This is a genomic window from Pseudomonas sp. P1.31 (assembly GCF_001269815.1).
Lineage (GTDB): Bacteria > Pseudomonadota > Gammaproteobacteria > Pseudomonadales > Pseudomonadaceae > Aquipseudomonas > Aquipseudomonas rustica.
Map to the genome: position 1 here is coordinate 56,592 of NZ_LHVN01000021.1, position 21,018 is coordinate 77,609.

The window sequence follows — 21,018 nt, forward strand, 5'->3', positions numbered from 1 at the left end:
AGTGTATTCCTGTAAAAACCAGGGCCGGCGAATGCGCCGGCCGTGGATCATTGGCCAGTGGCAGTCTTGAATTTAGTCCAGGTACGCATGCGTGCGCGCATGTCGGCCTGAGGGATGTCTTTGCCCGGAATCAAACGCGCATAGGTCGCTTCGTCGAGGTAGATGTCCGGGTTGTCGCGCATGCTTGCATCGACACTCGCCCGCGCCTTGGCGTTGGACGTCGGGTAACCAGTGAAATTGCTGATCGCCGCCATGTTCGCCGGGCGCATGACAAAGTTGATGAACGCGTAGGCGTATTCCGGGTGTCTGGCGTCGACCGGAATGGCCATGGTGTCCATCCACACCGTGGTGCCCTCGCGCGGCACACGGTACTGAAACTTCGTGTGCTTGCCGGCGCTGTCCGAGGTGCGCTGGGCTTGAGTCATGTCGCCGCTGTAACCCAGCGACAGGCACAGGTTGCCGTTGACCAGATCGGTCACCGGTTGCGACTGGAATTTGCGAATGTATGGCCGCAGTTTCATCAGCAATTCACTGGCTGCAGCCAGATCCTCGGCTTTGCCGCTGCGCGGATCGCGACCGAGGTAATTGAGCACCACCGCCAGCGCTTCGTCCGGCGAATCGATCATCGAAATTCCGCAGTCGGCAAACTTCGCCGCCAGCTCCGGTTTGAACAACATGTCGAGGCTGTTGACCGGCGCATCGGCCATGCGCTTTTTGATCTCTTCCTCGTTGTAGGTCAGGCCGATGGTGCCCCAGGTATACGGCACCGTAGCTTTGCTGGAGTGCTCGTAGTGGCTGCGCAGTTTCTGCAAACCGGGCTCGATGTCGGCCAGTTCCGTCAGTTTCGATTGATCCAGCGGCATCAGGCTGCCGGCGCGCATCAAGCGCTCGGCGACGGTGTCGCCGGGGAAGATCAAATCGTAACCGCTGCCGCCGGAGAGCATCTTCGCTTCGAGGGTTTCGCTGCCGTCCATGACGTCGTAAATCACCTTGATCCCGGTCTCGGCGGTAAAGCGGCTCAGCGTGTCTTCGGCAAAATAATCGGCCCAGGTGTAGAGGCGCAGGGTTTTGTCTTCGGCGTGCAGCGACGGCATCACGCAGATCAGGGCCAGGCCCATCGCGCCGAGCAATCGTTTGTGGTGGGTAACCATGTCAAACCCCTTGAGTGTTCCAGCGTGCATGAAGGTGGCGACCGTCCTGACTCAGCAGCGGCCCATACATTTCCGGACGACGATCGCGGTAGATGCCCCAACTCAAACGTTCTTCACGCATGGCCGCCAGATCGACGCTTTGCACTAGCACACCGGTGCTGTCACGGTCGGCTGTGGCGAGTAACTGGCCCTTGTGATCGCTGATGAACGAGGAACCGTAGAAGCTCATTTGCAGGCTCGAATCGGTGGTCGCGGTTTCGCGCCCGACGCGGTTCGACGCCACCACCGGCAGTAGATTGGCAGCGGCGTGACCACGCATGGTCATCTGCCAATGGTCGCGGGAATCCAGCGCCGCGCAGCCCGGTTCCGAACCAATGGCGGTCGGATACAGCAGCACCTCAGCCCCCATCAACGCCAGACAACGCGCGGTTTCCGGGAACCACTGATCCCAGCAGATGCCGACACCGAGATGGCCGAACGCGGTGTCCCAGACTTTGAAACCGGTGTCACCGGGGCTGAAATATTCCTTCTCCTGATAGCCGATGGCGTTGGGAATGTGCGTCTTGCGATACACGCCCAACAAACGCCCGTCGGCATCGGCCACGCTCAGCGAATTGAAGTAGGCGTTGCCGGCCTTCTCGAACCAGCTCAGCGGCAACACCACGCCCAACTCGCGGGCCAGTTCGGCGAAACGCGCGAGCACGCGGCTGTCGCGATACTCCTCGGCCAGCGACATGTGTTTGTGGCTTTGTTCGATGCAGAAGTACGGCGTGGCGAACAGTTCCTGCAAGAGGATCACTTGCGCGCCCTGCTTCGCCGCATCACGGACGAGTTGCTCGGCACGATCAAGGTTGCCGGGTAAATCCCAGGTGCACGGCATCTGGGTGGTGGCGATGGTCAGTGTTGTCATGATTTCAACCCTTCACTGGCCAGGCTGGCTGCTGCTGGGTGATGCAATGCACACCGCCGCCGCCATGCGCCAGATGGTTGATCTGCACCGGCACCACTTCACGACCGGGGAAGGCTTTTTCCAGCACTCTCGCCGCGACGTTGTCCGCCTCGATGCCATAGGCCGGCATGATGATCGCGCCGTTGGCGATGTAGAAATTGGTGTACGAGGCGCAAAACACTTCCGCTTCGGTGTCGACTGCGTTGGTGGCTTCGAACAGTTCGATCAGCTCGAATTTGCGTCCTTGCGCATCGGTGGCCAGCTCCAGCGCTCGACGGTTTTCCCGCGCCACTTCGGCGTACACCGACGATTGATCGTGCGTCGCATCGACCAGCAACACACCGGGACGGGCAAAGGCGCAGACGCCGTCAACGTGGCCATCGGTCATGTCGCCGGTGACGTAATCCGGATCGCCCGGCAGCCAGATGGTTTTCTTCACGCCGAGCAGGCGGCTGAAGATCTCTTCCATCTCGGCTTTGCTCATGCCTGGGTTGCGATTGGGGTTGAGCAGCACCGATTCGGTGGTGATCAGCGTGCCTTGGCCATCGACATGAATCGCCCCGCCTTCGTTGCTCAGCGGCGTGCCTAAGCATTCCAGACCGAGGTGATTGAGCGCGCGGCGCGCCAGGCTTTCGTCCAGATCGTGCGCCGACTTGCCGCCCCAGGCGTTGAAGCGCCAGCTCACGCCAGCCAGGCCTTGCTGCGGGTGGCAGACAAACGTTGGGCCGGAGTCGCGGCACCAACTGTCATTCACCGCCAACGGGATCAGTTCGATGTTCGGCCCGCACAAGGCTTTGGCGCTGGCAATGGCCGATGGATCGACCACCAGTTTCACCGGTTCAAACCGGGCGATGGCATTGGCGACGCGAGCGAAATCTTCCTGCACCTGCGCCAGCGTCACGCGCCAACCGGATTCCCACAACGTCTGGTTGTGCGGCCAGACCATCCACGTCGCGGCATGGGTCACCCACTCTGCCGGCATCATCCAGGCGCTGTTTTTATTGTCGTTGTGCTGCATGATAAGCCTCGTTAGTTAAGCCACTGTGTTCAATGCGCTTATGCTACGGGCCGTAAAATCGGCAAACAAACGATGGATTTAGCAGACAACTGATTAGCGGAGCTTATCGATATGCTTAAACACTGGCCGCCGCTCAGCTCCCTGCGCGGCTTCGAAGCGGCCGCTCGACTGGGCAGTTTTCACAAGGCCGCTGAAGAGCTGAGCCTGACGCAGTCGGCGATCAGCCAGCAGATCCGCAGCCTTGAGGCGTATCTGGAGCAGCCGCTGTTTTTTCGCAGCGGACGCAGCGTGGCGCTGACCGATGCCGGCCACGATTTGCTCAGCACCACGCAGGCGATGCTGCAGCAATTGGCGGTGGGGATTCGCCGTTTGGGCCAGTATCAAAAGCCCAATCAACTGGTGCTCAACACCACACCGGCGTTTGCCCGGCACTGGTTGTTGCCGCGCCTGGCGGATTTCCGCGCGCTGCACCCTGAGGTTGATCTGTGGATTTACAGCACCGACGAAGTGCCGGACATGGCCACGCAAACCATCGATCTGGCGGTGCGCGACGACATCAGTTCACAGGCTGAATGCAGCTTCAAAGTGCTGCACGCCGATCGCCTCTATCCGGCGTGTCATCCGAGCGTTTTGGCGCTGCCGGCGCCACAGCGCACCACATTGCATGGCGAGCGGGAAATGGATTGGAGCCATTGGGCGGTCGAGGCCGGAATCGATGTCGGCCAGCAGGATCAGGGCCTGAATTTCTCCGATCCGGGATTGCTGCTGGACGCCGCGTGTTCAGGGCTGGGCATTGCGCTGGTGAGTCAGTTGCTCAGCCGTCAGGCGCGGGCTGACGGCGTGTTGCAGCCGTTGGTCGAAGACAGCATTCGGGGGCCGAACTGGGCGTTGCTGACCCACCGCGACAGTGAACAGGATCCGATGGCACGCAGCTTCAGCGAATGGTTGATTCATAACCTCAGCGCTGAATAACCGGTGCGTGCTGCGCCAAGACCTCAACCACCCAGTCGATGAAAACGCGTAATTTTAGACTGACGTGGCGGTTTGGCGGGTACGCCACGTAAAGCGGCATCGGCTCGAGCTGCCAGTTTTCGAACAACGGCACCAGTTCGCCCCGCGCTTCATGCTCGCTGGACATGTATGTGGGCAGCCACAGCACGCCCATGCCGGCCAGCCCGGCCGCGAGGTAGGCGTTGCCGTCGTCGACCGCCAACACGTGGCGACCTCTGATGTGCAGATTTTCGCTGGCATTGTGCAGGGCGTACGGCACTGGTTTGCCGGTGCGCGCCCAGAGAAAACCAACCACGCGGTGATGGGAATCTTCCAGTTCTCGCGGGTGATGTGGCGTGCCTGAACGAGCCAGATAAGCCGGTGCGGCAAACACGCCCAATCGCAGATCGGCGACCTTGCGCGCCATCAATGACTGATCCAGCAACTCGCCGCCACGCACCACGCAATCGACGTTCTCATCAATGATGTCGACAATGCGGTCACTGACGCCCATATCGATCTGAATATCCGGATAGCGCGCGTGAAATTCTGGCAGCGCAGGAATCAGGATCAACCGCGCCAGCGGGCTCGGCACATCCACTCGCAATCGTCCCTTCGGCAATGCCGCCACGCCCGGCAGACTGGTTTCGGCATCGTCCATATCGGCGAGCAGCTTGATCACGCGCTCGTAATACGCCGCGCCATCGGCGGTGACGTTGACCTTGCGCGTGGTGCGATTGAGTAATTTCACCCGCAATCGTGCTTCCAGTTGCTGCACCAGTTGCGTCACGGTGGTCTTGCTCATGTGCAGGGTTTCGGCGGCTTTGGTGAAACTCCCAGCCTCGACCACTCGGGCAAACGCCTGCATTGCGTCAAATCGATCCAAGGTTCGCGCCTCGATTGTTTGGGATTCACAAACAGTGAACGCCAAGCTTGCGCGTTTATCGCCCGCCTGCAAATACCTACAGTGGCTTCATCAACTCACCGATGGAGACACCCCATGACTCAGCGCGATGTCGTTTTTCCGGCCGCACGCCGTACCCTTTATGAGCGCAATCGCTACTCGCCAGCGATTCGCTCCAACGGTTTTCTATTTGTCTCGGGGCAAGTCGGCAGCACCGAAGACGGTACGCCGGAGCCGGATCTGCAGAACCAGGTGCGGCAAGCCTTTATCAATCTGAATGCGATCCTCAGCGAGGCCGGTTGCAGCTTCGACGATGTGGTCGACGTGACGATTTTCATCGTCGATCCGCACAGCAAATTCGAGACGATCTGGAATGTTGTGCTCACCGAATTCTGGGGCGATGCGCCGCATCCGACGGTCACCGCAGTGGGTGTGACGTGGCTGTATGGCTTTGATTTTGAGATCAAGGTGATTGCCAAACTGCCGTAAGCGATTTCCGGTCGTTCATACAACTTTGTTGCGTCCGCTCTGCTTGGCGGCGTAAAGGCGTTCATCTGCGAGTTTCAACACGCTTGGCGATGTCGCAGTGTTTGCATCGCGGCACGCCACACCGATGGACATCGTCAACTTGCCCACCTGCGGCACCTCGGTTTCTTCGAGGTGCGCGCGGATTCTTTCGGCAATCATCCGCGCGGTCTCCAGCGGGGTATCCGGAAGAATCAGTGCGAACTCCTCACCACCGGAGCGGCACGCCCAGTCACCCGAGCGCGAGTTCTGTTTGAGGATGTCGGCAACGCTTCGCAGGGCCACGTCGCCGGCGTCATGTCCAAAGGTGTCGTTGACGCGTTTGAAATGATCGATATCCAGCGCCAGCACGGAATACCCCTGCCCGGCCTGATCCAGCAGGTTCAGCGCAGCGTCCATGGCGCGACGATTGGCCAGGCCTGTGAGGGGATCACTTTGCGCTTCATGACTGAGCTGACCGAGTTTCTGATGGAGCAATTGCACCCCGGCCAGCATCGCCTGACGGATTGCAGCGGCGTCGCGGTACCAGGCATGCACCCGGTTCAAGCGCTCCGTGGTGTCAGGCGCGGCCAACTGGTCGGCGGCCGCCGACAATTGCCGCAAGGGTCGGGCGATCAGCGCTGTTCCAGCGAGGATTAGGGCCAGCCCGAGCAAACCCGCCGGTATCATCCCCACAACCATATCGCGCATCAGCTGTGCCAACGGCGCCAGGCTGCGTTCGCGAGGTTGCTGGACCACCACAGCCCAATTGGCTTCCGGCACACGAGCGTAGCCGGCCAGCATCGGCACACCTCGGTAGTTGTCGCCCTGCAAGGTGCCGTTTTCACCACGCAATGCGGCGTCCACCGTCAGGCTCCAGCCCAGCACTTCGCCGATCCGCTTCGAGTCAGGGTGATACAACAGCCGCCGATTACCGTCAGCGACGAAAGCGAAGGTGCCGTCGTGATGAAAATGACGACTGATCACCGTGTGAAACGCGCTTTGCTCAAGCAAGTAAACAGAGCCGCCCACCACACCGAGAAATGCACCGGACGGGCTGAAAACCGGTTGCGAAACAAACACCACCAGATTGCCCGCCGAGGAAACGTACACCTCGCTGACCAAGGGCCGGCGCTCTTTGAGGGCTTGCTGGATGCCCTGGGATTGCAGCGTGGCACCGACGATCTGCAAGCTGTCCGGATATGCCTGAAGCACTTGCCCGTTCGCATCGAGAATCGTCACCGAGTTGAAATCGGTGTCCTGCGCCTGCAAGCGCATGGCTTCTTTGCGCAATGCCCCAGGCTCATCCCAGTGATCGCCCAGCACCGTCGCGCTGTAATTCAAATGATTGTGCGCGGCGCCGAGAAACTCGCCGATGCTCGAAGCTACTTTCGCCGCATACGCGCCATTGGCTTCCAGCGTCGCGTGAATCAATGCGTCACGCTGTACGCGATAGGCGACATAGAGGCTGTTGCACAGCGTCGCGACGACCGACAGCAGGACAAAAAGCAGTATCAGTCCGCGCAGGTCGATTGGCAGCGGTCTGGAAAGCTTCATTCCGCCACCCACTGCGTGGATATCAACATTGGGGCATTGAGCGATGTGGATAACAGTAGATCCATGAACAAGACTTTTGCTGAGGGGAGCGAAACAGGAAACCGTCGCTGCCACGTTGGGAATGTCATGGAGGATAGGCAGAGACCTTGCCTTTGTCACAGCCCGGAATAGTGCGGTAACAGTTTCTCGGGGGTGAGTAATAAACAACCCTGTGGTGAAGGGATTTATCCCCTCACCACAGGGAGTAGCGTTTATCGTCCATAAATATTCCGACACACCCATTCGTTTGCCATTTCCTAGGTCGTCTGTTTGCATGCTCCACGGAATCAGCACTTGGATCATGGAGACGATCGATGAATATTTTGGTGGTGGGTGCGAGCAAAGGTTTAGGCAGGGCTTTCATTGAAGGCCTGGGCAACGCGGGAGACACGTTGATCGGCGTTTCCCGCTCGCGCCCAGACGGTTTGCCAGCGGATGCCGAGCGATCTGTACGCTGGGTAGAAGCCGATCTGATGAACCCGGCCAAGGCTGCGCAGGAGATTGAAAAAGCGGTACAGGCCGACGGACTGGATACGCTGATTTACAACCTCGGCATCTGGGAAGAGTTCGCCTTCGACAGCGCGTACGACTTTGTCGAAAGCGCAGACGACGAAGTGCAGGCCATCGTCAACTGCAACATCACCTCAACCATTTTGCTGATCAAACGTCTGCTGCCCCTTCTGCTAAAAAGTCCCCATCCCAGAATCATCCTCACCGGTTCGACCTCGGGTCTGCCACAGAGCGGGCGTCCGGAAGTCGCTTTCGGCGCATCCAAATTCGCCCTGCGCGGGATCGCCGAGACCCTGCGCGAAGGCTACAGAGAGCAGCGTCTGGCAGTGACCTGCCTGAATCTCGGCTATCTGAACACCGAAGATCTACTGAGCACACCGATTAATGTCGCGGCGCAGCGTGGAGAGGGACATCTAATCCCCGTACACGATGTCGTCGAGGTGGTGCGCATGATCCTTAGTTTGTCTCCGGCCAGCTACGTCAGGGAACTGACCTTGCCGGCGATCCTCGACGAACGTTTCTGAGCGCATCCCCCCGATGGCGCTGGCCTTTGCGCGCGTGAGTACGTATAACCTCGCCGATTCGTCTACCCTCACGTAGCGCCCTCTTTCAGCTCTTCACATCTTTTTGCCGCTCATGAAACGGAGATTTCCATGCTCAAACGAACCCTGGCATTGACCGCCGGCCTGGCCCTGTCCCTTTCTACGTTGATGGCTCAAGCCGCAGACGTTTTGCGCGTCAGCGCGATTCCCGATGAAGCGCCGACCGAACTGCTGCGCAAGTTCGAACCGCTGGGGGCTTATCTGGAGCAGCAAATTGGCATGAAAGTGCAGTTTGTGCCGGTGGCCGATTACCCGGCTGTGGTTGAAGCACTCGCTACCGATCGCCTCGATATGGCCTGGCTGGGCGGTTTCACCTTCGTTCAGGCACGTTTGAAGACCGACGCCACCACGCCGGTGATCCCGTTGGTGCAGCGTGAACAGGATGCGCAGTTCACCAGTAAATTCATCACCGCTGACCCGAACGTGCACAGCCTCGCCGACCTGAAAGGCAAGACCTTCGCCTTCGGTTCGGTGTCGTCGACCTCCGGCAGCCTGATGCCGCGTTATTTCATGCTGAAAAACGACGGCATCAAGCCGGAAGCGTATTTCAGCCGCGTTGCCTACTCCGGCGCTCACGACGCCACCGTGGCCTGGGTACAGGCCGGCAAGGTTGACGCCGGTGTGTTGAACGCCAGCGTCTGGCAAAAACTGGTAGACGCCGGCAAGGTCGACACCAACAAGGTGAAAGTCTTCGCCACCACCCCGACCTACTTCGATTACAACTGGACCGTGCGCGGCACCCTTGATCCAGCACTCGCGGCGAAGATCAAAAAAGCCTTCCTTGATCTCGACCCGGCCAACCCGGAGCAGAAGAAGATTCTGGATCTGCAAGCCGCCAGCCGCTTCATCGACACCAAGCCTGAAAACTACAAGGGCATCGAGGAAGCCGCCCGCGCCGCCGAACTGCTGAAATGACCTTAAGCCTCAAACAGGGCAGCCTGCGCCACGCCAATGGCGTCGATGCCCTGCGCGGTATCGATTTGCAGATTGGCGTTGGCGAACAGGTTGCGATCATCGGCCCGTCCGGGGCTGGCAAGTCGAGTCTGCTTAATCTGCTGGCCACCGCACTGCGGCCCAGCAGCGGTGAAATCGAAGTGCTTGGCGAACGCGCCTGGCACTTGTCTGCCCGCCTGCGTCAACGCCTGCGTGCACGCATCGGCCTGGTGCATCAGGCACCGCCGCTGCCGCCGCGTCAGCGCGTGGTCACGGCGGTACTGGCCGGCAAACTCGGCCAGTGGAGTCTGGGCAAAAGTCTGTTGAACCTGCTGCACCCGCTGGATGTGGCCGGTGCGCGTGCGGCATTGGCGCGACTGGATCTGGGCGACAAGCTGTTTGCCCATTGCCAACAATTGTCTGGCGGTCAGTTACAACGCGTCGGCATTGCTCGTGTGCTGTATCAAGCGCCAGAGATTTTGCTGGCCGATGAACCGGTGTCGGCGATGGATCCGGTGATGGCCGGGCATACCTTGTCGATCCTTTCGCGCCATGCCCGTGAGCACAACGTCACACTGATCGCGAGCCTGCATGCGGTCGATCTGGCGTTGTCGCACTTCCCACGGATCATCGGTTTGCGCGAAGGGCAGATTCTGTTCGACAGCCCGTCCGATCAAGTCAGCCCGGACATGCTCGACGCGCTGTACGCCAACGAAAAGCTGCAATCGCCGACCGCTGTGGCCGTGCCTTTGACTGTGCAGATTCCACGATGCTGAAAGCCGATTCACGCGATCCCGCTGCATGGCCACGATTGCTGCTGAGCTTGCTGGCCATTGCTTTGTTGTGGCCGGGGATTCAACTCAGCGAGCTGGATCTGAGTGTGCTGTTGCCCGGCAGCCAGAATGAAATGGGCCAGTTTGTCGCGCAATTCTGGCCGCCGGCGCACGACGAAGCCTTTCTGCAAATTCTGCTTAAAGCCACCCTGCAAACCCTGGCCATTGCCACTGCCGGTATGGCTTTGGCGTTGCTGCTGGCGGTACCTGCCGGTTTGATTGCCAGTCGCGCCCTGTCACTGTCCGCCGCCTCTCGCGGTGGCGTGCCGAGTCGTTTGGGACGTTTGTTGCGCTGGCCGGTTCGCGGGCTGCTGATTTTCCTGCGCAGCGTGCCGGAGATTGTCTGGGCACTGCTGTTCGTGCGTGCGGTCGGCCTCGGCCCGGCAGCGGGTGTGCTGGCGATTGCCATTACCTACAGCGGCATGCTCGGCAAGGTCTACGCGGAGATTTTCGAATCCACCGACCAACGCCCGGCGCATGCGTTGTTGCAGGCTGGCAGCGGCCGACTGGCGGCTTTCGCTTACGGCACGCTGCCCAATGTCGGCGCGGAATTGCTCTCGTACACCGTGTATCGCTGGGAATGCGCGATTCGTGCCTCGGTGGTGATGGGGTTTGTCGGCGCGGGGGGCCTGGGTCAGCAAATCGACCTGTCGATCCGCATGTTCGCTGGCGGTGAAGTCGCCAGCATGTTGCTGACGTTCCTGCTGCTGGTGCTGGCCGCCGATCAACTCAGCCGCTTGCTGCGCTGGAGGCTGGCATGAATCGCCTGATCAATTTGCTGCTGATCGCCGCTATCGGGGTTGCCGTGATTGCGTCCTTCGCCTATCTGGGTCTGGATCTCGGTGAACTGGGCAGCGCCACCAGCCTGAAGCAAATGGGCGCTTACGTGCAGCGTTTTCTCAGCCCGGATTTGAGCGCTGACTACCTGAAAGCAATCTTTCACGGCTCAATGGAAACGCTGGCCATGTCCGCTGTCGGCACGCTATTGGCGGCAGTTGTTGGCATTGTTCTGGCGCTGCCGGCGGCGGGACGTTTCGGCTGGCCGCTGCAAAGCGTTGCGCGCCTGCTGCTGAATGCCTTGCGGGCGATTCCGGAACTGGTCTGGGCGGCGCTGATGGTGCTCGCCGCCGGCCTCGGCCCGAACGCCGGCACCCTCGCCCTCGCCTTGCACACCACTGGCGTGCTCGGCCGGTTGTTCGCCGAAGCGCTGGAAAACACGCCGCCGCAACCGGCCGAGGCCATCCGTTTGCAGGGCGGCAACCCGATTCTCGCCTTCTGCTACGGCACCCTGCCCAATCTGGCGCCGCAACTGCTCGCCTACATCCTCTATCGCTGGGAAAACAACATTCGCATGGCCAGTGTGCTGGGTTTTGTCGGTGCTGGCGGCCTCGGCCAGATGCTCTACGTGAGCCTCAGCCTGTTTCAGGAAGCGCAGGCCAGCACGGTGATTCTGGCGATGCTGGTACTGGTGTTCCTAGTGGACTGGTTGAGTGCCTGGAGTCGCCAGCGCTGGGTCAAGGCGTAAACGGCGATGCTGGCGAGTGGATATCTGCCAGAAGCTGATTATGCTTCAGGAAAGCGTGCACACCTGCCCGACGGCAAACTGTGCACGCTTAACGCATCAGCGCTTCAGGCATCTGCCACAAGGCCAGGGTGAGATAAGCGGTATTGGGGGACTCCGGCCTACAACAGTAAGCACGACGGAGAACACCCATGGCCACGACTTACACAACATCCACCGGCAGTCCACCGCGCAGCGGCGGCATCACCAAGGAGGAGCGCAAAGTCATCTTCGCCTCCTCGCTGGGCACCGTTTTCGAGTGGTACGACTTTTACCTCTACGGCTCACTGGCGGCGATCATCGCCAAGCACTTCTTTGCCGGCGTCAACGAAACCACTGCGTTCATCTTTGCCCTGCTGGCGTTTGCGGCGGGCTTCGCGGTGCGGCCGTTCGGCGCGATTGTGTTCGGCCGGCTCGGCGACATGATCGGGCGCAAACATACGTTTCTGATCACCATCGTCATCATGGGCGTCTCGACCGCGATTGTCGGTTTGCTGCCCGGTTACGCGACCATTGGCGTCGCTGCACCGGTGATTCTGATTACCCTTCGACTGCTGCAAGGCCTGGCACTGGGCGGTGAATACGGCGGCGCGGCGACTTACGTGGCCGAACACGCGCCACGTAATAGACGCGGCTTCTTTACCTCGTGGATTCAAACCACCGCGACCCTCGGCCTGTTTCTGTCGCTGCTGGTGATACTCGCCTGCCGCACCGCGCTGGGCACTGAAGCGTTTGAAGAGTGGGGCTGGCGAATTCCGTTTCTGCTGTCGATCCTCCTGCTGATCGTCTCGGTGTACATCCGCCTGCAACTGAGCGAGTCGCCGGTGTTCCAGAAAATGAAGGACGAAGGCAAAGCGTCGAAAGCGCCGCTAACCGAGTCTTTTGCCCGTTGGGACAACCTCAAAGTGGTGATCATGTCGTTGCTCGGCGGCACGGCCGGGCAAGCGGTGGTCTGGTACACCGGGCAGTTCTATGCGCTGTTTTTTCTCTTGCAGACGCTGAAGATCGACCCGCAAACCGCCAACCTGCTGATCGCCGGATCACTGTTGATCGGTACGCCATTCTTCGTGATTTTCGGCAGCCTGTCCGACCGGATCGGGCGCAAACCGATCATCATGGTCGGCTGCATTCTGGCGGCGCTGACCTACTTCCCGATCTTTCATGCGCTGACCCAGTACGGCAATCCTGATGTGTTCATCGCTCAGGAGAAAAACCCGGTCAAGGTGATCGCCAACCCCGAACAGTGTTCGTTCCAGTTCGATCCGGTGGGCAAGGCCAAATTCACCAGTTCCTGTGACCTGGCCAAGACGCTGTTGGCAAAACGGGCGATTCCGTATGAGAACGTCACCGCCGAACCGGGCACCGTGGCGCAAGTGCGTATTGGCGACAAAGTCGTCGAGAGTTTCGACGGCAGTGCCCTGCCCGCCGCCGACTTCAAAACTCGCAATGATGCCTTCACCACGACCCTTGGCGCTGCGCTGAAAGAAGCCGGTTATCCAGAGAAAGCCGACCCGGCAAAAACCAATTACCCGATGGTGCTGCTGTTGCTGACCATTTTGGTGATCTACGTGACCATGGTTTACGGGCCGATTGCGGCGTGGCTGGTGGAGCTGTTCCCGACGCGAATTCGCTACACCTCGATGTCGCTGCCGTATCACATCGGTAACGGCTGGTTCGGCGGGTTCCTGCCAACGGTGGCGTTCGCGATGGTCGCGGCCACCGGGGATATCTACTACGGCTTGTGGTATCCGATCGTGATTGCGGTGATGACGGCGATACTGGGTACGTTCTTCCTGCCGGAAACCAAGGATCGCGACATTCTCAAAGACTGACCCGCCCCCTTGTAGGAGCTGCCGCAGGCTGCGATCTTTTGATTGTGTTTTTTAAGGTCAAAAGATCGCAGCCTGCGGCAGCTCCTACAGGAGTGTTGCGGTGTCAGAACGGGCCTTGGGTGACCACGCGGGTGTCGATGATCTGCTGCAATGCTTGAATTCGCTGCTGATAAACGTCGGTGAGGCATTTCACATCAGCGGCGCATTTGCCACGGGTTTTCAGCCACGCCTGTTGCTCGTCAATCAAGGCACCACGGCCGCCCATCGGCAGAAACCGGCGATCCAGTTTGTAGAGCAGCGCCATGCTCACGTCCATGTCGTTGAGCGCACGGTTGGCGCACACCGCTTTTTCATCAGCAGCCTTGGCGCGGTCGCAGTCGAAACTGGCGGCGTGTGCAGCATGGCCGATGATCAGGGCAGACAAGCCGAACAAGGTTGAAAGTAGAGTTTTGTTGCGCATAGGTTGGGTCATCCAGACAGCGATTGATCCCTCTTGGGCTAATGCATGAGCGCAAAGTTTCTGAACGCCTGCCAAACCACCGCCTCCAATGTTTACACCACTGGAGGTCACCACCATGAACAGCAACGACGACAAAACCCCGAACGCCCCGCCTACCGACACATCCGGCAAACCGGTGAACGTGGTTGAGCGTGATCTTGAAGACCACGATGACGACACCAAAGGTGTGGATGAGGTGATTACGCCTTCGTCTACCCGAGTGAAAGAGCAGGATGCCGAGACGCTGCAGCGCAAGGTCGATGAGATAGAGCGCAAAGTGGGGGATGGCAACTGAGGTGGGTTGTCTGCGAGATTTACCCCCTCACCCCAGCCTCTCCCCCAAGGGGTAGAGGGGGAAAGGGAGCCGAACTCTATGCCCTTCAAAACCCGAGTTCTGCTCGATATTTCATGTCGGCGCAACTTGATCCAGCAGCTCGGTCAGTCCCCTCTCCCTCCGGGAGAGGGTTAGGGTGGGTAAAGACCGGGTACATCCTTTACGTTTGAGACCGGGGACATGGTTTACAGGTATCAATCATGGTCAGGAGGTGCTGACCATGCCCTGGAATCAAGAGTCCCCAATGGATCAACGAGTGAAGTTAGTCAGCGACTGGCTTGGCGGCAGTTACACCAAGAGCCAATTAAGCCGGCGCTATGGCGTCAGCCGTCCGACCATCGACAAGTGGCTGGAACGATACGCAGCGTTGGGCGTAGATGGCTTGAAAGAGCAATCGCGCAAGCCGTTGAACTGTCCTCATCAAACGCCCGACGAAATCATCGCCAAGTTGCTGGCCAAGAAAAACGAACATCCCGATCGGGGACCCAAACAGATCATTGATCGCCTGCGCGTTTCCGATTCGCATATCCAATGGCCGGCGGCGAGTACCGCCGGGGAGTGGCTGAAGAAAGCTGGTTTGGTGGTGGCGCGACGGCCCTATCCCCCGCGTCCCCGTGCTCCAACACATTTGCGTCCGGTCGACGCGCCCAACCAGACTTGGTGTGCTGATTACAAAGGGCAGTTCAAAATGCAGGACGGTAATTGGTGCTATCCGCTGACCATAACCGATCAGATGAGCCGCTTTTTATTCGTCTGTCGCGCTTTGCCCAGTACGCACGGAGCGCCGACGCGGGAAGGCTTCGAGTGGGCTTTTCGAGAATATGGGCTGCCGGATGTGATCCGCACTGACAATGGCGCTCCTTTCGCATCGACAGGTCTGGCGCGACTTTCGAAGTTATCGGTTTGGTTTATCAGGCTTGGAATCCATGTTGAAACGATTACGCCAGGCCGTCCCGACCAAAATGGTCGACATGAACGGATGCATCGAACGTTAAAGGCAGCAGTGCCACCGGCGGAAAACCTGGTGCGCCAGCAGCTGGCTTTTCAGGATTTCATCCAAGACTTCAACCACCACCGACCGCATACCGCGCTGGGCATGAAACCACCGGCATCTGTCTATAGCCCGTCGATACGCGCTTATCCCGGTTACTTGCCTGCGCTTGAATATGGTTCCGATGTTGAAGTGCGCAAGGTTCGGTCAAATGGGGAAATTAAATGGAAAGGACAGCTGATTTTTCTAGGAGAGGCTCTGATTGGAGAGGACATCGCGCTGAAGGAGGTGGCTGATGATGCTTGGGAACTGTACCTTTGCAGCCACTGTTTAGGCAGGCTTGAAAGGGGCGCCAAACGCGTTTCAAGCCTGTAAAGGTGTAAACGATGTCCCCGGTCTAATTTGTAAAGGATGTACCGGTCTCTACAGTGAGGGCTTTTTCGTCGTATTCAGCTTCACAGCCGCCCGAATCAACGCCATCAACCCTTTTTCATCAAGCTCATCACCCTCGTGAATATCAATCGCGCGCCGCACATTCCCTTCCAGGCTGGCATTGAACAAACCCGTCGGATCTTCCAGCGCAGCGCCTTTGGCGAAGGTCATTTTCACCGCCGCTTTATAGGTTTCACCCGTACAGATAATCCCGTCGTGATACCAAGTCGGCACACCGCGCCATTTCCACGCTTCGACCACGTCCGGATCAGCCTTGTGCATGATCGCGCGAACCTTCGCCAGGGTTTCGCCGCGCCAATCGTTCAGAACCTGGATACGCTGATTGATCAGCACCGACGCTGCCTCTGCGCCCTCTTCTGGCTTGTCTTTCTTCATCACGGCTCTCCCGAGATTTTGGAGAAAGAACTTTAGACGTCACACTTTGCCCTCGCCAATTTCACCCCACACAAGTAACAGCGAAACGCTGGTGAAGGCTGAACTGTGGCGAGGGGATTTATCCCCGATGGGGCGCGCAGCGGCCCCGATTTTAAAAGCCGTGATCAGGCTTAATGATTCTGGACACCCCTAAAGGGCGTTAATCTACGCCCAACGACGAGGTGTGATTTGACCAGACGATATTTTTCGACAGATTTCAAACGGGATGCAGCGTGCCTGGTTTTGGATAAAGACTATTCGGTGAGTGAAGCCTGCGAAGCAATGGGCGTGGGCCCTACAGCTCTGCGCCGCTGGGTTGAGCAACTGCGTACGGAGCGCAGCGGCAAGACGCCTGAGAAGTCCAAGGCCATGACCGTTGACCAACAACGCATCCAGGAACTGGAAGCAACAATTCGACGGATTGAGCGCGAGAAAGAAATTTTAAAAAAGGCTACAGCTCTCTTGATGTCGGATTCCCTCGATCGGTAAGGCTGGTCGAGGAGTTAAGCGAGCAATATTCAATATCTGAGTTGTGCGGCGTATTTGGAATCAATCGCAGCAGTTATTACGAGCGTCTGAAGCAGCATGCAAAAGTGGATGTCGAGCGCGATCGCCTAAAGATCAATGCTGTTGAATTACATGAGCAAAGTCGCGGATCAATGGGCGCGCGCAGCCTGTCAAAAGCGTTGTGTAACGAAAAAGAGTCTGTAGGTCGTTACATGGCTCGCAGCCTAATGCGTGAACTCGGGCTGAAGAGCCAGCAACGGCGCAGGCATCGTTACAAACCCAGCGGTGGGGAGGCGCAATACGCCCCCAATCATTTGGAGCGTAAATTCAATGTCGACGCCCCCAATCGGGTGTGGTGTGGCGACGTGACTTACATTTGGGCCGGTACTTACTGGGTTTATCTGGCTGCTGTGCTTGATCTGCATGCCCGCCGCATCGTCGGCTGGGCGATGTCCAGAAGTCCGGATTCCGCTCTGACCTGTCGAGCGTTAAAGATGGCTTTCGAGTCGCGAGGACGCCCTGAAAACCTAATGTTCCATTCGGATCAGGGCTGTCATTACAGCAGTAAAGTGTTTCGTGAAACGCTGGCGGACCTGCGTATAAAACAAAGCATGAGTCGACGAGGAAATTGCTGGGATAACGCCCCGATGGAGCGTTTCTTTGGCAGTTTGAAATCTGAATGGATACCCAAGACTGGCTACCGAAACGAAGATGAGGCCAGTACCGATGTGTTGCGTTACCTGACCCATTATTACAATCGGATCAGGCTGCACAGTCACAACGGATATCGGACTCCGGTAGCAATGGAAGCCTTGGCAGCATGAGAAATGACCTAAACCCTATAACCGTGTCCAGTATCGTTTGACCAGATCACCGGGAGCGCTGCGCTCCATCGGGGATAAATCCCCTCACCACAGGGTAAATATCAGCTTGAGCGGCGGTTTTAACGAAATTTTCATACTCCCCCGCCTATGATCCCGCACCTCGTTGGGGAGTAGCCTGTTTCCGTGCACTGCGGAAGCGTTCGTATCAACATTCTCGGCAACATGCCGTGGTGCGAACACCTTTTGGTTGGTGAGACCGACGACACATCCATGCCTAAAGTCGGGCGTGTGGTTGTGTCGTTGACTCATAGCCCGACTGGAAGTATTCCCGTGAATCCTGTTTCCCTCATTTTCCTTGCCCTGGCCATGTCCACGGATGCGTTTGCAGCCGCCATCGGCAAGGGCTCCAGCCTGCATAAACCGCGTCTCACGGAAGCCCTGCGCACCGGTCTGATCTTCGGCGTGATCGAAGCCATCACCCCCATTATCGGCTGGCTGATCGGCCAGGCCGCGAGCCAATGGGTTGCCGAATGGGATCACTGGATCGCCTTCACCTTGCTGGTGGTTCTTGGCCTGCACATGATCTACAACGGTCTGAAGCATGAAGAAGAGGAAGAAGAAAAACCGGGTTCGCATTCCTTCCTGATCCTCGCCGTCACCGCGTTTGCCACCAGCATCGACGCCCTCGCCGTGGGCGTTGGCCTGGCGTTTGTCGACGTGAACATCTGGGTGGCTGCGGCGGCGATCGGTCTGGCGACCATGACCATGGTGACCATCGGCGTCATGCTCGGCCGGGTGTTGGGCTCTATGGTTGGCAAAAGAGCTGAAATCGTTGGCGGTGTGGTGCTGATGATCGTCGGTGCGACGATTTTGTATGAGCATCTCGCGGTCTGAGATTAGCCGTCAGACAGCGCCGTCAGTGCCAACGCGTTGCCTGGCGCCGCCCCGCTGGCGGTGTTGTCGAAAATGCACCAGGTCGTCGCGCCATGCGCATCGGCGGCCTGCAATACGCTAGCGAGGCTCTCTAAATAGGAGTCATCGTAGGCACTGTGGTAAATGCGCGGCGAACCGTGCAGGCGCCAATACCGCGTCCCTTGCCAGCCAACCGCGTAAGAATCACTGCTGATGCGCGACGGATCGACCACAGCCTGAGCGATCCGGTAAGCGATCAACAATGATTCGGCAGCCATCCACGACTCATGACGCGGCTCCAGCACCACGTCGCCGTCGAAACGCTGGCGCAACGCACTGAAAAACGCTTCGGCACTGACCGCATCAAATGCCAGTGACGGCGGCAATTGCAGCAACAAACAGCCCAATCGATCAGCCAAACCGCTGCACTGCGCCAGGAATTCCTCGAGCGCTTCGTCGCAAGCCACCAATCGACGTTCATGGCTGATCTGCTTGGGCATTTTTACCGAAAAGCGAAAACCTTCCGGCACCGAATCCGCCCAACGGTCATAGGTTGAGCGGCGATGTGGGCGGTAAAACGAGCTGTTGATCTCCACACAGTTGAGCCGCGCCGCATAGCGTTGCAAATGCGTGCCCTCCTCCGGAAATGCCGGCCAGTGTTCACGCCCAAGACTCCAGCCGGCACACCCAATGAAAATCAAACATCACCTCCTACCACGACACTCCCATGTAGGAGCTGCCGCAGGCTGCGATCTTTTGATCTTACAAACAACGTCAAAAGATCGCAGCCTTCGGCAGCTCCTACAGGGGGACATTATTTTTTGCTGGGGAGAACTGAGCTCAAAACCTGCTTGGCGGTTTGCACCAGAATCCCCGCCTCGTCCGGATCGCCCTTGAGCAACGTCGTGGCGAATTTCTTCGCTTGTTCGAGCTTGATGTGCGGCGGCAGCGGCGCCACGTTCGGGTCGGTCTTGAACTCGATCAGCACCGGCACATCGGAAGACAAAGCCTGTTCCCATGCGCCCGCTACGTCCTCTTCGCGATCAACGAAAATGCCTTTCAGGCCGATGGAAATCGCGAACAAGTGATACGGCACATCGGGAATGTTCTGCGACGCCTCGAACTTCGGATCGCCCTCCATCACTCGCTGCTCCCACGTCACCTGATTGAGATCTTCGTTGTTGAACACCGCGCAGATCCATTTCGGGCTCTTCCACTGCCGCCAGTATTTGGCAACGGTGATCAGCTCGGCCATGTTGTTCATCTGCATCGCACCGTCGCCCACCAGAGCAATCACCGAGCGTTCGGGATAGGCGAATTTAGCCGCAATCGCATAAGGCACAGCAGCGCCCATCGAGGCCAACCCGCCGGACAACGAACACATCATGCCGCGACGAATTTTCAGGTCACGGGCGAACCAATTGGCGCACGAACCGGAGTCGCTGGTGATGATCGCTTCATCCGGAACTCGCGGTGACAGCTCATAAACCACCCGTTGCGGATTGATCGGTTTGGCCTTGGCCATCGCGCGTTTTTCCAGGGTTTTCTCCCAGCTACCGCGCCAGCCTTCGACTTTCTTGCGCCACTTGCCCGAGGTTTTTTGTTCGAGCAACGGCAACAACGCCGCGAGGGTTTCCGCTGCGTCGCCGACCAGATTGACCTCCATCGGATAACGCAGGCTGAGCATGTCGGGCTGCAGATCGATCTGCACACCACGCGCCTGACCTTCTTTAGGCAAAAACTCCGAATACGGGAAGCCCGAACCGATCATCAGCAAGGTGTCGCACTCGGTCATCAACTTGTAACTCGGCTCGGTGCCAAGCAGGCCGATGCTGCCGGTCACCCACGGCAAATCATCCGGAAGCACCGCTTTGCCAAGCAGCGCCTTGGCCACGCCGGCACCAAGTTTTTCGGCGATGGCGATCACTTCATCCGTTGCCTGCAAAGCGCCGGCGCCGACCAGAATCGCGACCTTCTCGCCTGCGTTCAAAACGTCTGCCGCACGCTTCAAATCTTCGTTATAGGGCAGCACTTTCGGCTTGGTGTAACCGACGCCGGAATGCGCGGTGCCGTGCGCGCGGGCCGGTGCCTGATATTCGAGATCCTGCAAATCATTGGGCAGGATCAGCGCGGTCACCCGACGTTCGCCAACCGCCGTACGCACCGCGCGGTCGAGCAAATGCCGTACCTGCGAAGGCGCCGAGGCCTGCTGCACAAACGCGCCGGCGACGTCCTTGAACATCGACACCAGATCCAGCTCTTGCTGATAGTGACTGCCCAACGCCGTGCGCGCCTGCTGCCCAACGATGGCCAGCACCGGCATGTGATCCATCCTCGCGTCGTAAAGCCCGGTGATCAAATGCGAAGCCCCGGGGCCGGACGTGGCAATGCATACGCCCAGCTCGCCAGTGAATTTCGCGTGGGCCGAGGCCATGAACGCGGCCATTTCCTCATGCCGCGCCTGCACAAATTCAATCTTGCCTTTAGCTCGATCGAGCGCGCCGAACACGCCATTGATGCCGTCGCCCGGATAACCAAAAATCCGCGTGACGCCCCATTGGCTGAGCCGCTCAACCAGAAAATCGCCTACTGTCGTTGTCATCTCGATCCTCGTCTTTTCGCCGGTGTAAGGGTCTGGACAGTTGGGCGGATGGCGAAGTTTCGATTGATTACCTTGAAACGGTTTCTCGTTTACGATCCA

At 58.7% G+C, this 21,018-nt stretch carries 21 protein-coding genes and 1 riboswitch; of the genes, 12 read left to right on the forward strand and 9 right to left on the reverse strand.

The window, feature by feature from the left end; genetic code table 11:
• Positions 1-47: 47 nt before the first annotated feature.
• From AD669_RS13970 to AD669_RS13980, 3 genes are read right to left on the reverse strand one after another with little or no spacing between them, the layout of a single operon-like run.
• Positions 48-1,151, reverse strand: a complete 1,104-nt coding sequence (locus AD669_RS13970; protein ID WP_053120711.1) for an extracellular solute-binding protein — start codon at positions 1,149-1,151, stop codon at positions 48-50.
• A gap of 1 nt (position 1,152) precedes the next feature.
• Positions 1,153-2,061 (reverse strand): N-carbamoylputrescine amidase, encoded by a 909-nt coding sequence (gene aguB, locus AD669_RS13975; protein ID WP_053120713.1) that lies wholly within the window; start codon positions 2,059-2,061, stop codon positions 1,153-1,155.
• 4 nt (positions 2,062-2,065) lie between these two features.
• A complete protein-coding gene (locus AD669_RS13980; RefSeq protein WP_053120715.1) occupies positions 2,066-3,118 on the reverse strand; it encodes an agmatine/peptidylarginine deiminase in 1,053 nt (350 codons plus the stop codon).
• A gap of 111 nt (positions 3,119-3,229) precedes the next feature.
• On the opposite strand from AD669_RS13980, the gene AD669_RS13985 reads away from it, so the two are divergent.
• A complete protein-coding gene (locus AD669_RS13985) occupies positions 3,230-4,090 on the forward strand; it encodes a LysR substrate-binding domain-containing protein (RefSeq protein ID WP_053120717.1) in 861 nt (286 codons plus the stop codon).
• Here the strand turns inward: AD669_RS13985 and AD669_RS13990 are convergent.
• Entirely contained in the window at positions 4,077-4,994 is a 918-nt protein-coding gene (locus AD669_RS13990) for a LysR family transcriptional regulator (RefSeq protein ID WP_053120719.1), read from the reverse strand. The genes AD669_RS13985 and AD669_RS13990 overlap by 14 nt on opposite strands.
• Positions 4,995-5,108: 114 nt before the next feature.
• Here AD669_RS13990 and AD669_RS13995 point away from each other — a divergent pair, with 114 nt between their 5' ends.
• A complete protein-coding gene (locus AD669_RS13995; RefSeq protein WP_053120721.1) occupies positions 5,109-5,501 on the forward strand; it encodes a RidA family protein in 393 nt (130 codons plus the stop codon).
• A 15-nt stretch (positions 5,502-5,516) separates the two neighbouring features.
• On the opposite strand, the gene AD669_RS14000 is transcribed toward AD669_RS13995, so the two are convergent.
• Positions 5,517-7,073: a diguanylate cyclase gene (locus AD669_RS14000; protein ID WP_053120723.1), complete on the reverse strand. Its 1,557-nt coding sequence runs from the start codon at positions 7,071-7,073 to the stop codon at positions 5,517-5,519.
• A gap of 353 nt (positions 7,074-7,426) precedes the next feature.
• Here AD669_RS14000 and AD669_RS14005 point away from each other — a divergent pair, with 353 nt between their 5' ends.
• From AD669_RS14005 to AD669_RS14030, 6 genes are all read left to right on the forward strand, one after another.
• Positions 7,427-8,146, forward strand: coding sequence for an SDR family oxidoreductase (locus AD669_RS14005; protein WP_053120725.1), 720 nt, complete (start codon positions 7,427-7,429; stop codon positions 8,144-8,146).
• A gap of 129 nt (positions 8,147-8,275) precedes the next feature.
• Entirely contained in the window at positions 8,276-9,139 is an 864-nt protein-coding gene (locus tag AD669_RS14010; protein ID WP_053120727.1) for a putative selenate ABC transporter substrate-binding protein, read from the forward strand.
• Positions 9,136-9,933: a phosphonate ABC transporter ATP-binding protein gene (locus tag AD669_RS14015; RefSeq protein ID WP_053120729.1), complete on the forward strand. Its 798-nt coding sequence runs from the start codon at positions 9,136-9,138 to the stop codon at positions 9,931-9,933. The genes AD669_RS14010 and AD669_RS14015 overlap by 4 nt, the downstream gene beginning before the upstream one ends.
• Positions 9,927-10,751, forward strand: a complete 825-nt coding sequence (locus tag AD669_RS14020; RefSeq protein WP_053120731.1) for an ABC transporter permease — start codon at positions 9,927-9,929, stop codon at positions 10,749-10,751. Before AD669_RS14015 ends, AD669_RS14020 begins: the two co-directional genes overlap by 7 nt.
• Positions 10,748-11,515, forward strand: a complete 768-nt coding sequence (gene phnE, locus AD669_RS14025) for a phosphonate ABC transporter, permease protein PhnE (protein ID WP_053120733.1) — start codon at positions 10,748-10,750, stop codon at positions 11,513-11,515. Before AD669_RS14020 ends, phnE begins: the two co-directional genes overlap by 4 nt.
• A 188-nt stretch (positions 11,516-11,703) precedes the next feature.
• Positions 11,704-13,383, forward strand: coding sequence for an MFS transporter (locus tag AD669_RS14030; RefSeq protein WP_053120735.1), 1,680 nt, complete (start codon positions 11,704-11,706; stop codon positions 13,381-13,383).
• 103 nt (positions 13,384-13,486) lie between these two features.
• Here AD669_RS14030 and AD669_RS14035 read toward each other — a convergent pair whose 3' ends face one another.
• A complete protein-coding gene (locus AD669_RS14035; protein WP_082341445.1) occupies positions 13,487-13,843 on the reverse strand; it encodes a lysozyme inhibitor LprI family protein in 357 nt (118 codons plus the stop codon).
• A 115-nt stretch (positions 13,844-13,958) separates the two neighbouring features.
• On the opposite strand from AD669_RS14035, the gene AD669_RS14040 reads away from it, so the two are divergent.
• Both AD669_RS14040 and AD669_RS14045 read left to right on the forward strand, forming a co-directional pair.
• Complete coding sequence (locus AD669_RS14040; RefSeq protein WP_053120737.1) at positions 13,959-14,177, forward strand: hypothetical protein; 219 nt, start codon at positions 13,959-13,961, stop codon at positions 14,175-14,177.
• Positions 14,178-14,436: 259 nt separating this feature from the next.
• Positions 14,437-15,582, forward strand: a complete 1,146-nt coding sequence (locus AD669_RS14045) for an integrase core domain-containing protein (RefSeq protein WP_053120739.1) — start codon at positions 14,437-14,439, stop codon at positions 15,580-15,582.
• Positions 15,583-15,630: 48 nt separating this feature from the next.
• On the opposite strand, the gene AD669_RS14050 is transcribed toward AD669_RS14045, so the two are convergent.
• Positions 15,631-16,035 carry a DUF1801 domain-containing protein gene (locus AD669_RS14050; RefSeq protein WP_053120742.1) on the reverse strand — a complete coding sequence of 135 codons (405 nt, stop codon included), beginning with the start codon at positions 16,033-16,035 and terminating at the stop codon, positions 15,631-15,633.
• Between the two features lie 228 nt (positions 16,036-16,263).
• On the opposite strand from AD669_RS14050, the gene AD669_RS28120 reads away from it, so the two are divergent.
• Both AD669_RS28120 and mntP read left to right on the forward strand, forming a co-directional pair.
• A protein-coding gene (locus tag AD669_RS28120; RefSeq protein ID WP_371262377.1) for an IS3 family transposase occupies positions 16,264-17,405 on the forward strand; the annotation gives its coding sequence in 2 pieces (ribosomal slippage) (positions 16,264-16,525 and positions 16,525-17,405; 1,143 coding nt in all).
• Between the two features lie 153 nt (positions 17,406-17,558).
• Positions 17,559-17,728, forward strand: a riboswitch (yybP-ykoY riboswitch).
• 7 nt (positions 17,729-17,735) lie between these two features.
• The gene (gene mntP, locus AD669_RS14065; protein ID WP_053120748.1) at positions 17,736-18,299 is read left to right on the forward strand and encodes a manganese efflux pump MntP; all 564 of its coding nucleotides are present in this window, start codon (positions 17,736-17,738) and stop codon (positions 18,297-18,299) included.
• 2 nt (positions 18,300-18,301) lie between these two features.
• On the opposite strand, the gene AD669_RS14070 is transcribed toward mntP, so the two are convergent.
• Together AD669_RS14070 and AD669_RS14075 are read right to left on the reverse strand one after the other, a co-directional pair.
• A complete protein-coding gene (locus AD669_RS14070) occupies positions 18,302-19,018 on the reverse strand; it encodes a DUF72 domain-containing protein (RefSeq protein ID WP_053120749.1) in 717 nt (238 codons plus the stop codon).
• 113 nt (positions 19,019-19,131) lie between these two features.
• A complete protein-coding gene (locus AD669_RS14075; protein WP_053120751.1) occupies positions 19,132-20,919 on the reverse strand; it encodes a thiamine pyrophosphate-requiring protein in 1,788 nt (595 codons plus the stop codon).
• Between the last annotated feature and the right edge of the window lie 99 nt (positions 20,920-21,018).

What these genes read in the sequence shown, in the direction of transcription:
- AD669_RS14045 (WP_053120739.1), top strand. Translation starts at nt 14,437, where the DNA reads ATGCCCTGGAATCAAGAGTCCCCAATGGATCAACGAGTGAAGTTAGTC.
- phnE (WP_053120733.1), top strand. Translation starts at nt 10,748, where the DNA reads ATGAATCGCCTGATCAATTTGCTGCTGATCGCCGCTATCGGGGTTGCC.
- AD669_RS14010 (WP_053120727.1), top strand. Translation starts at nt 8,276, where the DNA reads ATGCTCAAACGAACCCTGGCATTGACCGCCGGCCTGGCCCTGTCCCTT.
- AD669_RS14040 (WP_053120737.1), top strand. Translation starts at nt 13,959, where the DNA reads ATGAACAGCAACGACGACAAAACCCCGAACGCCCCGCCTACCGACACA.
- AD669_RS14050 (WP_053120742.1), bottom strand. Translation starts at nt 16,035, where the DNA reads ATGAAGAAAGACAAGCCAGAAGAGGGCGCAGAGGCAGCGTCGGTGCTG.
- AD669_RS14030 (WP_053120735.1), top strand. Translation starts at nt 11,704, where the DNA reads ATGGCCACGACTTACACAACATCCACCGGCAGTCCACCGCGCAGCGGC.
- AD669_RS14005 (WP_053120725.1), top strand. Translation starts at nt 7,427, where the DNA reads ATGAATATTTTGGTGGTGGGTGCGAGCAAAGGTTTAGGCAGGGCTTTC.
- AD669_RS14075 (WP_053120751.1), bottom strand. Translation starts at nt 20,919, where the DNA reads ATGACAACGACAGTAGGCGATTTTCTGGTTGAGCGGCTCAGCCAATGG.
- AD669_RS14035 (WP_082341445.1), bottom strand. Translation starts at nt 13,843, where the DNA reads ATGCGCAACAAAACTCTACTTTCAACCTTGTTCGGCTTGTCTGCCCTG.
- AD669_RS13980 (WP_053120715.1), bottom strand. Translation starts at nt 3,118, where the DNA reads ATGCAGCACAACGACAATAAAAACAGCGCCTGGATGATGCCGGCAGAG.
- AD669_RS13970 (WP_053120711.1), bottom strand. Translation starts at nt 1,151, where the DNA reads ATGGTTACCCACCACAAACGATTGCTCGGCGCGATGGGCCTGGCCCTG.
- AD669_RS13995 (WP_053120721.1), top strand. Translation starts at nt 5,109, where the DNA reads ATGACTCAGCGCGATGTCGTTTTTCCGGCCGCACGCCGTACCCTTTAT.
- aguB (WP_053120713.1), bottom strand. Translation starts at nt 2,061, where the DNA reads ATGACAACACTGACCATCGCCACCACCCAGATGCCGTGCACCTGGGAT.
- AD669_RS13985 (WP_053120717.1), top strand. Translation starts at nt 3,230, where the DNA reads ATGCTTAAACACTGGCCGCCGCTCAGCTCCCTGCGCGGCTTCGAAGCG.
- AD669_RS14000 (WP_053120723.1), bottom strand. Translation starts at nt 7,073, where the DNA reads ATGAAGCTTTCCAGACCGCTGCCAATCGACCTGCGCGGACTGATACTG.
- AD669_RS14020 (WP_053120731.1), top strand. Translation starts at nt 9,927, where the DNA reads ATGCTGAAAGCCGATTCACGCGATCCCGCTGCATGGCCACGATTGCTG.
- AD669_RS14015 (WP_053120729.1), top strand. Translation starts at nt 9,136, where the DNA reads ATGACCTTAAGCCTCAAACAGGGCAGCCTGCGCCACGCCAATGGCGTC.